Source organism: Streptomyces sp., assembly GCF_031181555.1.
In the GTDB taxonomy this organism is placed as follows: domain Bacteria; phylum Actinomycetota; class Actinomycetes; order Streptomycetales; family Streptomycetaceae; genus Streptomyces; species Streptomyces fimbriatus.
The window spans coordinates 22455-33883 of the sequence record NZ_JAPSKQ010000060.1; the positions used below are offsets into that span (position 1 = coordinate 22455).

At 75.0% G+C, this 11429-nt stretch carries 8 protein-coding genes; 4 read left to right on the forward strand and 4 right to left on the reverse strand.

Annotation, left to right across the window (positions count from 1 at the left end; all coding sequences use genetic code 11):
• Window positions 1-64 precede the first annotated feature (64 nt).
• Window positions 65-592 carry a DUF4232 domain-containing protein gene (locus tag RIM90_RS15000; RefSeq protein ID WP_309061194.1) on the forward strand — a complete coding sequence of 176 codons (528 nt, stop codon included), beginning with the start codon at window positions 65-67 and terminating at the stop codon, window positions 590-592.
• 27 nt (window positions 593-619) lie between these two features.
• On the opposite strand, the gene RIM90_RS15005 is transcribed toward RIM90_RS15000, so the two are convergent.
• The gene (locus RIM90_RS15005; RefSeq protein WP_309061195.1) at window positions 620-1738 is read right to left on the reverse strand and encodes a DUF2786 domain-containing protein; all 1119 of its coding nucleotides are present in this window, start codon (window positions 1736-1738) and stop codon (window positions 620-622) included.
• Between the two features lie 85 nt (window positions 1739-1823).
• Between RIM90_RS15005 and RIM90_RS15010 the strand changes: the two genes are divergently transcribed.
• Window positions 1824-2585 carry a Clp protease N-terminal domain-containing protein gene (locus RIM90_RS15010; protein ID WP_309061196.1) on the forward strand — a complete coding sequence of 254 codons (762 nt, stop codon included), beginning with the start codon at window positions 1824-1826 and terminating at the stop codon, window positions 2583-2585.
• Window positions 2586-2625: 40 nt separating this feature from the next.
• On the forward strand, window positions 2626-4323 hold the full coding sequence (locus RIM90_RS15015; RefSeq protein ID WP_309061197.1) for a bifunctional 3'-5' exonuclease/DNA polymerase: 1698 nt from the start codon (window positions 2626-2628) through the stop codon (window positions 4321-4323).
• On the opposite strand, the gene RIM90_RS15020 is transcribed toward RIM90_RS15015, so the two are convergent.
• From RIM90_RS15020 to RIM90_RS15030, 3 genes are all read right to left on the reverse strand, one after another.
• Complete coding sequence (locus tag RIM90_RS15020; RefSeq protein WP_309061198.1) at window positions 4324-7551, reverse strand: BTAD domain-containing putative transcriptional regulator; 3228 nt, start codon at window positions 7549-7551, stop codon at window positions 4324-4326. It lies immediately after the preceding gene.
• A gap of 315 nt (window positions 7552-7866) precedes the next feature.
• Complete coding sequence (locus RIM90_RS15025; protein ID WP_309061199.1) at window positions 7867-8760, reverse strand: glycosyltransferase; 894 nt, start codon at window positions 8758-8760, stop codon at window positions 7867-7869.
• Window positions 8761-8938: 178 nt separating this feature from the next.
• The gene (locus tag RIM90_RS15030) at window positions 8939-9436 is read right to left on the reverse strand and encodes a hypothetical protein (RefSeq protein ID WP_309061200.1); all 498 of its coding nucleotides are present in this window, start codon (window positions 9434-9436) and stop codon (window positions 8939-8941) included.
• 242 nt (window positions 9437-9678) lie between these two features.
• On the opposite strand from RIM90_RS15030, the gene RIM90_RS15035 reads away from it, so the two are divergent.
• Window positions 9679-10884 carry an FAD-dependent oxidoreductase gene (locus RIM90_RS15035; protein ID WP_309061201.1) on the forward strand — a complete coding sequence of 402 codons (1206 nt, stop codon included), beginning with the start codon at window positions 9679-9681 and terminating at the stop codon, window positions 10882-10884.
• The last annotated feature ends 545 nt before the right edge of the window (window positions 10885-11429 follow it).

The following is an 11429-nucleotide window of genomic DNA, read 5'->3' on the forward strand; positions in this document are numbered from 1 at the left end:
CGGTGGATTCGGCACCGCGTGCGTGATGATCTGGGGGCACCTCCACGACCCCAGAGGACCTCTGATGCGCGCCACACCGATCGCTGTCTTTGCCCTTGCCGCACTCCTCCCGCTGACCGCCTGCGACGACACGGGCGGCGACGGGAAACCGGAGAGCGCGGCGTGTTCGCTCGACGAGGTGAGCGTGGCGGCCGGTCCCGCGAGCGTCGCCCCGGCCGCCGGCGACACCGGTGAGGTGCCCGTCAGCCTCACCAACCGGAGCGCCACCTGCACCCTGGACGGTTTCCCCCGGGTGCGCCTGGCCACCGCCGGTGACTCCGATGCCCTGCTCCTGTCGCCGGCCGAAGGCGCCAAGGCGCAGAAGCTGACCCTGGCCAAGGGCGACTCCGCGTCCTTCACCCTCACCTACGTGCGCGGCCCGGCCGACGACGGCTGGAACGCCACGACGCTGCGGGTCGCGCTCGCCGACGACCCGGGCGGCTCCGGCGGCCCCGGCGAACAGGCCTTCCGCTGGTCGTACGGCCCGGTCGCGCGCAAGGACGGGGGCACGCTCGACGCCACCGTGAGCGCCTACCAGCGGGCCGGCGACTGAACGGCGGACCGCCGCGGGCGGCCCGCCTCAGGGCAGGCGCGGGTGCGCCCCGACCCGTGCGTCGTCCGCCGCCCGCGCGCCTTCCTGCCAGCCCGCCGCGTCGCTCACCCCGCGCAGCCGGGTGGTCGTCGTCTCCGGGAACAGACGGTCCGTCCGGTCGGTGACCGCGACCTCGCGGGAGGCGAGGACCGGGAGCAGGTCGTCGCTCACCTGGCTCTCGGCGGCGGCCGCGAGACGCGTCCCCACGCGGTGGGCGTAGGCCGCGAGGAAGGACTGCCGGAAGGTCTTGGTCCGTTTGCGTCCGCCCGCCCTCTGCGCGGCCTCCGCCTCGGTCATCGCCGTGGTCGCCTGCACGAGCAGCGAGGTGTAGAGGAGTTCGACCGCCTCCAGGTCGGAGGCGAAGCCGACGACGGTGGAGAAGCCGAGGGGTTCGTTCCACACGGCCCGGCAGTGGTTGGCGGTGGCGACCGCGTCCAGCAGCACCGCCTTGGCCTGCTCGTACGGCGGTTCCACCCCGATCCGGCAGGCGGACGGCGTCTCGGCCGAGGGTGCCTGCGCCGCGAGCAGCGCCTCGTCGACGCTGTGCCGCGCCATCAGCTCCTGCGCCTTGGCGCTGAGCGCCTCCGCCTCCTGGGGGAACCCGGTCGCCTCCGCCTTCGCCAGCAGCGCGCGGATGCGGCCGAGCGTGCGGGACTCCGGCCGCCGGTCCCGCGGACCCGTCGTCGTCCCCGTCGGCTCGTCGAGGGGTTCCAGGGCGGGCAGGCGCAGCAGCAGCCGGTACAGCTCCAGTACGGCGGTGGCGTACGAGAAGCGGTCGGTGCGCGGCACGTCCCCGGTCTCCAGCCCGTCGAGCTGGGCGTTCCAGCGGGGGCCGCGGGGCCGGTCGTGCGGCGCCTGGGCGCGGATCAGCGCCGAGACGAGCCGTACGTGCACGTCGTCCAGCTCCCGCCGCACGATCCGCACGACGTCGGCCGGCTGCCAGCCGCGCCGCCAGGCCGTCGCCACGAACTCCTGGCCCCGGCGGGCGAGTTCGGCGTCGGCCGCGGAATCGGCGGCGAGCAGGGACGCGCCGGTGTCGAGGGTCTCGTCGGTGGCGTCGTACAGGGCGGTCCGGAAGGCGCGGTCGACGGTGCTGGGCGTACTCACGTGCCGATCGTGCCACGCCCGGGACGCCACCCGAAGGTGTCAACCCGTGGTTGACACCCTCCGACTGTCAACTTACGGTTGACACATGACCACGAACCCCACCATCACGTCATCCGTGCGTCTCGACGACCTCATCGCGGCCATCAAGAAGGTCCACGAGGAGCCCCTCGAACAGCTCCAGGACGCGGTGCTCGCGGGTGAGCACCTCGGTGAGGTGGCCGACCACCTGATCGGCCACTTCGTGGACCAGGCCCGGCGTTCGGGCGCCTCCTGGACGGACATCGGCAAGAGCATGGGCGTCACCCGGCAGGCGGCGCAGAAGCGCTTCGTGCCGAAGGAGGGGGCCGGCCTCGACCCGAACCAGGGCTTCAGCCGCTACACGCCCCGCGCCCGCAACGTGGTGATGGCCGCGCACAACGAGGCCAGGGCCGCGCGCAACGCCGAGGGCGTCCCCGAGCACCTGGTCCTCGGCCTGCTGGCCGAGCCGGAGGGCTTCGCCGCGCAGGCGATCACCGAGCAGGGCGTCACCCTGGAGGCGGTCCGCGAGGCCGCGGCCGCGGCACTCCCGCCGGCCGTCGAGGAGGCCCCCGAGCTGGTGCCGTACGGCCCGGCGGCCAAGAAGGTCCTGGAACTCACCTTCCGCGAGGCCCTCCGCCTCGGCCACAACTACATCGGCACCGAGCACCTCCTGCTCGCCCTGCTGGAGCACGAGAACGGCGAGGGCGTCCTCAGCGGCCTCGGAGTCGACAAGGCCGCCACCGAGCGGTACGTCACCGAGATGCTGGCCCGGTTCCTCAAGACGCGGAAGGAGGGCGAGGAGGAGCGGGAGACCCCGCAGGAGGGCTGATCCGGGGCCGTTGTCAGACCCCCCTGCCACACTCGCGTACATGGCCGGCCGGTGGGCGCTCGCTCCGGCCGAGGACGGTGGCGTGGACGTCGCCCCCCTCGGCCCGGACGGGCTGCCCGCCGGCCCGGTGCGGCGGGAGGCGGATCCCGCCGAGGCCGTGCGGAGCCGTCCCGGCGTCACGCGGTGGGTGTGGCGGTCCACCGCCGAGGTCTATCCGCGCCTGCTCGCCACGGGGGTGCGAGTGGAGCGGTGCTACGACGTCGAGGCCGCCGAGACGCTCCTGCTCGGCCATGAAGGGCGGTACGGGGAGCCCCGTTCGGCCGCGGCCGCCCTGGCCCGGCTGCGCGGCGGCCCCGTGCCGCCCGATCCGCCGCAGCGCCCGGCCGAACCGGGCGCGCAGTCACCGCTGTTCGAACCCGCGGGCGTCCCCCTGCCGCTGGCGGACCTCCTCGCGGTCTACGCCGAGCAGCAGCGGCGGACCTGCGCGACCGCGCACCCGGACCGGATGCGGCTGCTGACGGCGGCCGAGTCGGCGGGGACGCTGGTGGCCGCCGAGATGAACCGCGCGGGGCTGCCCTGGCGGGCGGACGTGCACCGCGCGGTGCTGCACGACCTGCTCGGCGAGCGGTACGCGGGCGGCGGCGAGCCGCGCCGGCTGGCCGAGCTCGCCGACGAGGTGTCCGCCGCCTTCGGCCGCCGGGTGCGGCCCGACCTGCCGGCCGATGTCGTCAAGGCCTTCGCGCAGGCCGGCGTCAAGGTCTCCTCGACCCGCCGCTGGGAGATCGAGTCCGTCGACCACCCCGCCGTGAAACCGCTGCTCGAGTACAAGAAGCTGTACCGGATCTGGGTCGCCCACGGCTGGTCCTGGCTCCAGGACTGGGTGCGCGACGGCCGGTTCCGGCCCGAGTTCCACGCGGGCGGGACCGTGACCGGCCGCTGGGTGACCAACGGCGGGGGCGCCCTGCAGATCCCCAAGGTGATCCGCCGCGCGGCCGTCGCCGACCCGGGCTGGCGGCTCGTCGTCGCCGACGCCGACCAGATGGAGCCGCGCGTGCTGGCGGCGATCTCCCGCGACCCCGGGCTGATGGAGGTGGCCGGCCGGGAGGCCGACCTGTACCAGTCGGTGTCCGACCGCGCGTTCTCCGGCGACCGCGCCCAGGCCAAGCTCGCCGTCCTCGGCGCGGTCTACGGCCAGACCTCGGGCGACGGCCTGAAGAACCTCGCCGTGCTCAGACGCCGCTTCCCCCGGGCGGTGGCCTACGTCGACGAGGCCGCCCGCGCGGGCGAGGAGGGCCGGCTCGTACGGACCTGGCTGGGCCGCACCTGCCCGCCGGCCGCCCGTACGACGGACGACGCGGTGGAGGAGGCGGGCATCCCGGTCTCCGAGGCCGCCGAGGAGGGGGCCGACGGCAGCCGGCCGTGGGGACCGGGCTACGCCTCCACCGACGCCCGCGCCCGCGGCCGCTTCGCCCGCAACTTCGTCGTCCAGGGCAGCGCCGCCGACTGGGCCCTGCTGCTGCTCGCCGCGCTGCGGCAGACCTTGGCGGACATGGCGGCCGAGCTGGTCTTCTTCCAGCACGACGAGGTGATCGTGCACTGTCCCGAGGAGGAGGCCGATGCGGTGGTGGCGGCGATCCGGGAGGCCGCGGACCTGGCGGGCCGGCTGACGTTCGGGCAGACACCGGTCCGCTTCCCGTTCACGACGGCGGTGGTGGAGTGCTACGCGGACGCCAAGTGATCAGCGGGGGTCGTGCGGGTCGCCTGTGGTGCCGCCCGCGGGGTCGCCCGCCAGCAGTTCCCGCAGCTCCCCCACCACCGCCTGCCCGTCCGTCCCGTCCAGCGCGGCGAGCGCCGACCGCCACTGCTCGTACGCCTCCCTCATGCGCCCCTGCTCGCGCAGCAGCAGACCGTACTGGTGGCGGGCCAGGCCGCCGGTGTAGCGGTCGGCGCGGGCGTCGGCGCGGCGGAGCAGTTCCCCGCACTCGCCGACGGCCCGCCCGGTGCGCCCCAGCAGCCGCAGGGCGCGGACCAGGCCGAGCCGGGTCTGGGACTCGCCGTGCCAGTTGTCGTACCCGCCGAGGATGCGCAGGCTCTCCTCGAAGTGCGGCAGGGCGGCGGCCGGTTCGCCGAGACGGAGGTGGGCGTACCCGATGTTGCAGTGCGCGGAGTGCTGCACGATGACGGCGCCGATCTCGTCCCCCATGGCGAGCGAGCGCCGGTGCTGTTCGATGGCGGCGCGCGGATCGGAGTGCTCGTACAGGTTGCCCAGGTGGCTGTGGGTGACGGCCTCGCCGTAGGGGTCGTTCAGCTGTTGCGAATACGCGAGGCTCTGCCGCAGCGCCTCTCCCGACTCCGCGTGCCGGCCGAGCTCTTGGAGCAGCAGCCCGCGGTTGTTGAGGCAGCGCCGGATCCAGGAAACGACGTCGAGCCGCCGCCAGATCTCCAGGGCGCGGTCGGTGAGGGCGAGGGCGTCGTTGTGCCGGCCGGTCAGGAAGTACAGCCCCGCGAGGTCGGCCAGCGCGTACCCCTCGGCGGCCTCGTCCCCGAGCCTCTGCGCCACCCGGAGAGCGGCCCGGCCCAGCACGTCCCACTCGGCGATGCGGCCGCGGCGCTGGAGATAGGGGCACAGGAGGCGGAGCAGGACGCAGAGGCGGGCGGCGTGGACGTCCCGGCCCCCCTCTTCGTCGCCGGCCGCGTCGTCGGCGTACGGCTCGACCAGGGTGACGATGTTCTCCAGTTCCCGGTCGCCCCAGGCGAAGGCCGCCTCGGCGTCGGCGAACGGGGGAACGGTGTCGACGTCGGCCGCGTGCCCGGGCGGCTGGGAGGAGGTGGGGCGGCGGCGGTCGTCCTGGTCGAGGCCGGGTTCGACGATCGCGGTGAGGACGCGTTCGGCGACGGCGGCGTACCAGCGCAGCGCGGCCTCGGTGGCGTCCTGCCCTGCGGCGTCCTGGTCCGTGCCGCCGTCGGCACCGGCGAGTTCACGGGCGAAGTCGCGGACCAGGTCGTGGGGCACGTAGCGGCCGTACGCCGTCTCCTCCAGCAGGGCCACGTCGACGAGCCGGTCCAGCGCGGCCTCGGCGCGGCGCTCGTCGGTACCGGTGAGGCGGGCCAGCAGGGACGCGCCGTACCCGGGCAGGTCGAGCGCCCCGATGCGGCGCAGGGCGAGGGCCGCGTCCCGGTCCGCCTCGCGTTCGGAGGCGGCGAGCGCGTCGTACGCGACGGCCAGCGAGCGGCGGACGCTGAGGTCGTCGTACTCCAGGTGGGACAACCGGCTGTCCGTGGCCGACAGTTGCCCGGCGAGCGCGTCCGGGGTGAGGACCCGCCGCGCGGCGAGCCGGGCCGCGACGACCCGCAGGGCCAGGGGAAGCCGGCCGGTGAGCGTGACGAGGGGGTGGCCGGCACCGAGATCGTCGCGGCCGGAGACCGTGCGCAGCAGGGCGGCGCTGTCCTCGTCGGTCAGCGGGGTGAGCGGGAACCGGGCGGCCCCGTCGAGCGCGGTGAGCGGTGAGCGGCTGGTGACGATCACCGCGCAGCCGGGGCCGGCCGGCAGCAGCGGCCGCACCTGTGCGGCGTTCGCGGCGTCGTCCAGTACCAGGAGTGTGCGGGTCGGTGCGAGCAGGGAGCGCAGCAGTGCGGCCGCGGCGTCCGGGGTCTCGGGGACGCCGCGGGGGTCGGTGCCGAGATCGCGGAGCAGCGCGCTGAGGGCCTGGGCGGGGGTGAGGGGGGCCACACCGGGGGTCGCGCCGTGCAGGTTGACGTAGAGCTGACCATCGCTGAAACGTTCCGCCAGCGCATGGGCGGCATGGAGCGCGAGCGCGCTCTTGCCGACGCCGGCCATACCGCTGACGACGGCGACGGCGGGCCCGACCGAGCCCGAACGGGGAGCCAGTGCCCGGCACAGCTCGTCCCGTACGCCGACGCGGCCGGTGAAGTGAGCGGGCGGAGGCGGCAGTTGGGCGGGCCGGGGTGCCGTGGGCGCGGTACCGGGCGGCCGCACCGCGTGCGCCGGCCCGTCGTGCCGCGCGGGCGCGGTGACGGCGCCGGGTCCCGGCGCCTCGGGCGGCGCGGTGACCGTACCGGCTCCCGTCCCCGCCGTCCCCGTCGGCGCTCCGGGCCTCGCGGGCCCGGCGTCGGGTACCGCGGGTTCGGCGGGCCGGATCGGCTCGGCGGGCCGGCGCAGCACCTCCACGTGCGCCTCCCGCACCCCCGCCCCCGGTTCGACGCCGAGTTCCTCCAGCAGGCGGGCCCGCAGATCGCGGTGGACGGCCAGCGCCTCGGCCCGGCGGCCGGTGCGGTGGAGGGCGAGCATGAGCTGGCGGTGGTACGCCTCTCGCAGCGGGTGCTCGGCGGCCAGCGCCGTCAGCTCGGGTACCAGTCCGGCCAGGCGTCCCCCGCCGAGGGCGAGCTCGGCGTCGTACCGCCATTCCAGGAGCAGCAGCCGCGCCTCACTCAGCCGCCGCACGAAGGCGTATCCGCCCACCTCGGGCGGCAGCCCGGCCAGCGGAGTACCCCGCCACAGCGCGAGCGCGGCCGTGCACTCGCGCACCACGCGCCTCCAGTCCCGCCCGGCGTGCGCGGCGCGGGCCGCGGCGGCATGGGCGTCGAACACATGGACGTCCACCTCCCCCTCCCCGACCCGCAGCAGGTACCCGGTCGGCGCGGTGACCAGCCGCTCGGGATCGTCGAGCAACCGCCGCAACCGGGCCACGTGATTGTGCAGCGAGGGCTGCGCGGAGGGGGGCGGTGCCGCGCCCCACATCGCGTCCTTCAACGCCTCGACGGAGACGACGCGCCCGGCGTCGAGCAGCAGCGCGGCGAGCAGAACGCGCAGCTTGGGGCTTCCTATGGACCGAACGGACCGGTCGGACCGGTCGGACCGGTCTGCGCACCCGGCGACGGAACGGACATCGCCCTCGTAGAGAACCGGTGTCCCCAGCAGACCGAACCGCAGCTCGCGCCGTGTCACGCCGCACCACTGCCTTCCGCCCGCGCCCCGGGCCCGCTCCGGACCCGACGGGTCCCCGGTGTCCGCCCGACCGCCGATCACCGCCGGTCCCGGATGACCCAACGGGGAACCATGGGCGACATGTTAGCGATCCGTTGGCAACACCTGATGTGATCACTACATCGGATCCGGCACGACGGCGCGCGCGTAGAACGCGCAGCTCGGGGGAGTGTCGCCGCCGCGGCCCGATCCGCGCACGAGGGCCCCGGTCGGCGGAGGTGAACGACCGGGCCCCTCGTTTTTTGCCCCTCAGGTCACTCGTCTCCTTGCCCCCGGTCAGATGACCGGCGGCCGGCCCAGCCGGGTCAGCCGCCACACCGTCCGCCAGCGCATGGCCCGCCGCTCCCCGGCCGGCTCCCGCACCCCTTCCGCGAACCCGGCGAACCAGGCCCGCAGCCCGCTCGCCGACCGGTTCCGCAGCAGGGTGAGCAGCACCCACACCCCCAGGTGCACGGGGACGAGCACGAGCGGCAGCCGCCGGCGGGCCAGCCAGACCCGGTTCCGGGCGTTCACCCGGTAGTAGATGGCGTGCCGGGCGGGCGAGGTGCGCGGGTGCCGGAGCAGCAGCTCGGGCGCGTACAGGATCCGCCATCCGGCGTCGATCGCGCGCCAGGCGAGGTCGGTCTCCTCGTGCGCGAAGAAGAACGCGGCGGGCCAGTCGCCGATCTCGTCGAGCATCGCCATCCGCAGCGCGTGCCCGCCACCGAGGAACCCGGTGACGTACCCGCCCCGCAGGGGATCCGACCGCCCGACCCGGGGCACGTGCCGCTGCTGCGTCTCCCCCAGCTCGTCGGCGATCCGGAAGCCGACGATCCCGAGCCGCTCGTCGGCGGCGTACAGCTCCCGCACGCGGCGCAGCACGTCGGCGTCGACGAGCAGGCCGTCGTCGTCCAGTTCGACGACGACGTCCACGTCCCCGAACTCCCGCAGCCGCGCGATCGCCGCGTTCCGCCCGCCCGGGCAGCCGAGGTTCTCGTCCAGTTCGACGGTGGTGACCTCACCGGGCAGCGACAGCCGCCGGGCGAACTCGGGCAGCGGACAGCCGTTGCCCACGATCACGATCCGCGCGGGCGGCACGTCCTGCTTGGCCACGGACTCCAGCAGCGCGTCCACTTCGGCGGGCCGGTTCCCCATGGTCACCACGGCGACGGCGATCCTCGGCGGCTCCACGTCCTCACCTCACCATCCCGGCCGACGACTGTGCCCGCGATGCTAACCGTTCACGCGACGGCCTCCCGCGGTAGGCCGCACGGCCGCCCGCGCGTCGCGTCGCCGGGCACACCCTCTCCTACGGAGAAGGGCGGGCCGGGTGTTCACCGGGTGGGGCCCGGGGGGACGACGCAGGACGTCAGCGGTAGTCGTCGGGGTGGTCCTGCATCCACGTGTTGATCGTGTCGCGGGTGCCGATCAGCGTGGACCGGTGCTTCTTCAGGTTCTCGAAGGACTGGTCGCCGCCGACCTCGGCGTCGAGCTCCGCGATCAGCTCGATCGGCTCGGTGAAGTGTCCGGGGCCCTTCGGGTCCGCCTTCATGGCCCGGTCCAGGCGGTGGAGCTCGTCGTACACCCGGTCCAGGAAGTAGGCACAGTTGCCAGGGGTGCAGGAGTCGCCCAAGGTCGCCTGGAGCCCGGCGAAGGCGTCGCGGACCTTCTCCGCGGGCGGCTCGTCGGGGGCCGGGGACGCCGACGGCGTGCTCGCGGAACCGGCGGCCTCGCCGACGGCGGCAGCGGTGGCGGCGGCCGGGGCGCTGTCCGCCGCGTCCGTCTCCGGCGACGCGCTGCAGGAGACACTGAGCGCGGCCAGGGAGAGGGCGAGAACGGCCGCGCCGCGCACGGCGGAGCTGAGCATGGAACCCCCCTTGTGATCAACGATCGGCCGACCCCAGCAGGACGCGATCGGCCCACCGCGGAACCCGCGCTGCCGGCCGCGGAGGCCTGACGCCGGCCGGTGGCGCGCGGCCCCGGAGCACCGCTGCGCCCGTGCGGGCCCCAGTGCCGAGCCCACGCCCGCGGAGTGATCCGCCTCACGTGATGTCACAGCGGCCGGTCCCGCGACGTCTTGTGACCGACCCCTGAAACGGAGGAGGCACCATGACCGAGAACACCGATGTCGTCGTGATCGGCGGTGGATACGCCGGTGTCATGGCGGCCAATCGCCTGACGCAGCGCGACGACGTGACCGTGACGCTGGTCAACCCGCGCCGGACCTTCGTCGAGCGGGTCCGCCTGCACCAACTGGTGGGCGGGTCCGACGACGCGGTCGTCGACTACCGGGAGGTCCTGGCCGACGGCGTCCGGCTGGTGGTCGACACCGTGACCCGGATCGACGCGGCCGGGCGCAGCGTGACGTTGGCGTCGGGCGGCACGGTCGGCTACGACTACCTGATCTACGCGGTGGGCAGCGGCAGCACCGACCAACGGGTTCCCGGAGTGGCGGAGTTCGCCTATCCGATCGCCACCTTCGAGGAGTCGGAGCGACTGCGGCCGGTCGTCGCCGCCGCGTCCCCCGGGGCCGCGGTGACGGTGGTCGGAGCCGGTCCGGCCGGCATCGAGACCGCCGCCGAGCTGGCGGAGGCGGGCCGCACCGTGACCCTGGTCTGCGGCGGGGTGCTCGGCCCGTACCTGCACCCGCGGGGGCGGCGCTCGGTCGCCAAGCGGCTGGCCGAGCTCGGTGTGACCGTGCTCGAAGGCCCCGGCACGGAGGTGACGGCGGTGACCCGCGATGCCGTGCGGCTCGGTGACGGCCGCGACCTCCCGAGCGAGGTGACCGTCTGGACCGCCGGGTTCGGCGTGCCGGACCTGGCCGCGCGCAGCGGGCTGAGCACCGATGCCCTGGGCCGTCTGCTCACGGACGAGACGCTGACCAGCGTGGACGACCCGCGCATCGTCGCGGCCGGCGACTCGGCGGCACCGTCGGACCTGCCGCTGCGGATGAGCTGCCAGGCCGCGATGCCTCTGGGCGCGCGGGCCGCCGACACGGTGCTCAGCCGGATCGCGGGTGAGCGGCCCTCGCCCCTCAACCAGGTGTTCGCCGGCCAGTGCATCAGCCTGGGCCGGCGCGCCGGCATCTTCCAGTTCGCCCACCGGTACGACGTCGCGCTGTGGTTCCACATCGACGGCCGCCCCGGCGCGCGGCTCAAGGAGCTCGTGTGCAGGAGCATCGTCAAGCATCTGGCCGGCGAGGCACGCAAGCCCGGCTCGTACCGTCTGCACCGCGTCTCGGGGGGCGCCAAGCGCCGGCAGCTGCTGCGGGCCAGGCACGAAACGGCACCGGCCACCGCTGGACGGGCGGCCTAGGCGTGCTGTTCCGGCAAGGTTGGTGACGCGGCCGGCTGACGCACCGCCGAGCGACGTGCGACGGCGACGAACGCGGCGAGGGCGGCGAGGCCCGCCCCGAGCGTGCCGGGGGTCCGGGCGAGCGACGTGTGACCGGCGCGTTCGACGCCGAGGACCCGGAACCGCACCACCGCGCGACGGAGACGCCCTCGCCCGTGCCGTCGCCACCGCGCGGTGGGGCGGGCCGGGAACGCCACCGGTGCGCTGGAGGCCTTCGCCGGAGCAGCCCGCAAGGTGGCGCGGGAGGTGACGCAGGGGGATCCTCGGACGGCGCCCGCCCTCCGAGGACCATGACGCCGCGGGTGACCCCACGCCCTCGAAGCGGACGGCACCGATGCGGCGGTCCCGCGGTCGCCCGGCTCCGCTCGCGCAAGCCCTCCCGCGGCGTGTCGGCCGTGCGGCACGGCACGCCCCGAGCACGGCAAAACCCCAAGTCACGAGAGCATGACCTGGGGTTTCTCGGAGCCGCCTTCGGGATTCGAACCCGAGACCTACGCATTACGAGT

Coding starts and splice junctions, on each gene's coding strand:
- RIM90_RS15000 (WP_309061194.1), top strand. CDS start 65: ATGCGCGCCACACCGATCGCTGTCTTTGCCCTTGCCGCACTCCTCCCG.
- RIM90_RS15010 (WP_309061196.1), top strand. CDS start 1,824: ATGACCACGAACCCCACCATCACGTCATCCGTGCGTCTCGACGACCTC.
- RIM90_RS15015 (WP_309061197.1), top strand. CDS start 2,626: ATGGCCGGCCGGTGGGCGCTCGCTCCGGCCGAGGACGGTGGCGTGGAC.
- RIM90_RS15030 (WP_309061200.1), bottom strand. CDS start 9,436: ATGCTCAGCTCCGCCGTGCGCGGCGCGGCCGTTCTCGCCCTCTCCCTG.
- RIM90_RS15035 (WP_309061201.1), top strand. CDS start 9,679: ATGACCGAGAACACCGATGTCGTCGTGATCGGCGGTGGATACGCCGGT.